The 2,626-nt window shown below is 68.8% G+C and carries 3 protein-coding genes and 1 pseudogene; 3 read left to right on the top strand and 1 reads right to left on the bottom strand.

Annotated features, from left to right (window positions below; genetic code table 11):
• Positions 1–15: 15 nt before the first annotated feature.
• A pseudogene (locus HC022_RS23680) lies at positions 16–364 on the top strand (YebC/PmpR family DNA-binding transcriptional regulator); the annotation flags it as partial.
• Between the two features lie 292 nt (positions 365–656).
• Here the strand turns inward: HC022_RS23680 and HC022_RS23675 are convergent.
• Complete coding sequence (locus HC022_RS23675; RefSeq protein ID WP_089955850.1) at positions 657–1,004, bottom strand: hypothetical protein; 348 nt, start codon at positions 1,002–1,004, stop codon at positions 657–659.
• 312 nt (positions 1,005–1,316) lie between these two features.
• On the opposite strand from HC022_RS23675, the gene HC022_RS23670 reads away from it, so the two are divergent.
• Complete coding sequence (locus HC022_RS23670; protein WP_167454039.1) at positions 1,317–2,069, top strand: alpha/beta fold hydrolase; 753 nt, start codon at positions 1,317–1,319, stop codon at positions 2,067–2,069.
• A partial coding sequence (locus HC022_RS23665; protein ID WP_167454038.1) for a histidine phosphatase family protein occupies positions 2,066–2,626 on the top strand: 561 nt, incomplete at its 3' end. The genes HC022_RS23670 and HC022_RS23665, both read left to right, overlap by 4 nt.

Here is a 2,626-nt window from a genome sequence, read left to right as displayed (position 1 = left end):
GCCATCAAGAAGGCCATGGGCGGTGACGGCGACGATTACGAGGAAATCCGCTACGAGGGCTACGGCCCGAACGGCGTGGCGATCATCGTCGAGGCGATGACCGACAACCGCAACCGCACCGCGTCGAACGTGCGCTCGACCTTTACCAAGAACGGCGGCAACCTGGGCGAGACCGGCTCGGTCGCCTTCATGTTCGAGCGCAAGGGTGAGATCATCTACAAGATCGCCGCCGGTGATGCCGACACCATCATGATGGCCGCGATCGAAGCGGGCGCCGAGGATGTCGAGAGCGACGGAAAGCACCAAGCTGATCTGGAAGCCGACCACCACCACCGAGCTCGATCTCGACTCGATGCAGACGCTGATGAAGCTGGTCGACGCGCTCGAGGACGATGACGACGTGCAGCGCGTCACCACCAACTTCGAAGCCTCCGACGAGGTCATGGCGCAGCTCTGAGCCCGCGCCGGCGGCCCCGTGCCGCCCCCGACAAGACAAAAGGCCCGGAGCATGCCGTATGAGGGCATGCTCCGGGCCTTGCCGTTTCCGGGTCCGTGAGTGTGCTTCGGAAGGGGAAAAGGGAGCGGGCCCGGTCCCGGCGGCGTGCCTCCGGGGGTCCGGGCCCTCTCATCAGCTCAGCCCGATGGGCTCAGCGGGCTCAGTTCAGGGCGAGCTGGCTGTAGAGCGGCTCGGCCGCCACGGTGAGCGCGCCGTTGCTGCGGGCGAAGTTCCAGCTTGCACCGCTGTGGCCGGGCAGGCCGAAGACGACGCTGTCGCCCTCTTCGAGGCGCATGCGCAGGGTGCGGGGCTCGCTCTCGCCGCCCTTGGCGACATACTTGGCGGTGACGTCGAAGGCATCGCCTTCGGCTGCGGTGTAGTAGACCGACATGTCGACGGCGTCGGTGTGCAGCGTGCCGCCGGCAAGGGGGGCGGTGAGGGTCAGCGTGTCGGCAAGCGTGGCGACGGGGGCTGCGGCGATCAGGGCCGCGAGGGTCAGGGCTTTCATGGTCATTACCTTCGTGTTCGCGTGACGAAGGAACTCCGCTTCGTCTGGATTGCTTCGTCTGGATTTTCTGCGCTGCAGCATTCCACGTCGGGGCGGTGACCGAAACCGACAATCCAGAATGCCGGCCATGCGATGAAAACAACGCTTCAAATGCAGGTTTTGTGCGCCGAAAGTACCGCGCTACGCGCAAGTGACTGAGCCCGGGCGGAAAACCGGGTTCCCGTGCGGCGCGGGCCGGCGCGCGGAAAGCCGGTTGCATCCGGCGGCATACCGGGGCCACTCTCGCGGCGACCGAGTCACGAGGAAATTGCCATGGCGGAAACAGCCTTTCTCGACGGGCCGAACGCGCGCCTCGCCTATGCCTTCACGCCCGGTTCCGGGCCGGTGGTGGTGTTCCTCTCGGGCTACAAGTCCGACATGGAAGGCACCAAGGCGGTGCATCTCGAAGCCTGGGCCGAGGCGCGGGGCCGCGCCTTCCTGCGGCTCGACTACTCGGGTCATGGCCAGTCCGGCGGCGTCTTCGAAGAGGGGTGCATCGGCGACTGGGCCGCGGATGCGCAGGCGGTGATCGAGGCGGTGACCGAGGGGCCGCTGCTGCTGGTGGGCTCGTCCATGGGCGGCTGGATCGCAAGCCTCCTGACGCAGCAGCTGGGCGCCCGCGTGGCGGGCTTCGTCGGCATCGCCGCGGCGCCGGATTTCACCGAGGACGGGTTCTGGGCGGGTTTCTCCGAAGAGGAGCGCACGAAGGTGATGGAAGAGGGCGTGACCTACCTGCCGTCCGCCTATGGCGACCCCTACGCGGTGACCCGGCGGCTGATCGAGGACGGGCGCGACAACCTCGTGCTGCGCGCGCCGCTGCCGATGCCCTACCCGGTGCGGCTGTTGCAGGGCTCCGGGGACGAGGCCGTCACGCGCGAGACGCTGCTGGCGCTCTTCGACCACATCGACAGCCCGGACCTGCGGCTGAGCCTCGTGAAGGGTGCCGATCACCGCTTCTCCGAGCCCGGGAACCTCGCGATGATCGAGGCGGCGATCCTCGACGTGCTGGGCGCGCCCGCCGCATGAGGCAGCTGATCTACATCTCGCATGCCGAGGTCGACATCGACCCCGCGGTGCCGGTGTCCGACTGGCGCCTCTCGGCCCGCGGTCGGTCGCGCCACGCTCGCTTTGCCGAGCGCTGCCCCGGCGTGACCTCGATCTACTGCAGCAACGAGCGCAAGGCCCGCGACGGAGCCGAGATCATGGCGGCGACGCTCGAACTCGACGTGCAGGTGATCGACGCGCTGCACGAGAACGACCGCTCGGCCACCGGCTACCTGCCGCCCGAGGCCTTTGAGCGCATGGCCGACGCCTTCTTCGCGCGGCCCGAGGACAGCGTCGAGGGCTGGGAGCGCGCGGTCGATGCGCAGGCGCGGGTGACGCGGGCGCTGCGCCGTCTGGTAGCGCAGGACGACCGCGGCGGCAGCATCGCGGTGATCGGTCACGGCGGCGTCGGCGCGCTCCTGCGGGCACACCTGCTGGGCCAATCCATCGACCGCAGCCACGACCAGCCCGCGGGCGGCGGCAACGTGCTGCGGGTCGCCCTGCCGGACTGGTCGCTGGTCGAGGGCTGGACGCCGATG

It is taken from the genome of Salipiger sp. HF18 (assembly GCF_011806505.1).
GTDB classification, from domain to species: domain Bacteria; phylum Pseudomonadota; class Alphaproteobacteria; order Rhodobacterales; family Rhodobacteraceae; genus Salipiger; species Salipiger thiooxidans.
Note: the sequence above shows the minus strand (reverse complement) of the source record. Positions and strands in the feature narration are given on the sequence as shown.